Origin of the sequence: Kushneria phyllosphaerae, from assembly GCF_900312995.1 — a bacterium.
GTDB classification, from domain to species: Bacteria; Pseudomonadota; Gammaproteobacteria; order Pseudomonadales; family Halomonadaceae; genus Kushneria; species Kushneria phyllosphaerae.
Genome location: NZ_ONZI01000057.1, coordinates 1 through 205, shown reverse-complemented (window position 1 = coordinate 205; position 205 = coordinate 1). Strand labels below are relative to the sequence as shown.

Annotated in this window: 1 protein-coding gene; it reads right to left on the bottom strand. The window is 66.8% G+C overall.

All coding sequences use genetic code 11. The features are described 5' to 3' along the window. A partial coding sequence (locus KSP9073_RS17670) for a hypothetical protein (protein WP_165814297.1) occupies positions 1 to 205 on the bottom strand: 205 nt, incomplete at both ends.

The window sequence follows — 205 nt, the reverse complement described above, 5'->3', positions numbered from 1 at the left end:
GGCATCACCACCGGCACGGCCGGTAACGGTGACCTCCGCTGCCGCTTCGGCGGCGTTGATCACGTCATCGCCGGCGAGGGTGTCCAGCGAGACCGAAACGGTCGGCAGTTCCGTGCTGGTCGAATAACTGGCCGCCGTATTGGCAGAGCCCACGTTACCCGCCGCGTCGGTATGGCTGACGGCGGCGCTGACGGACGTGTTCTGT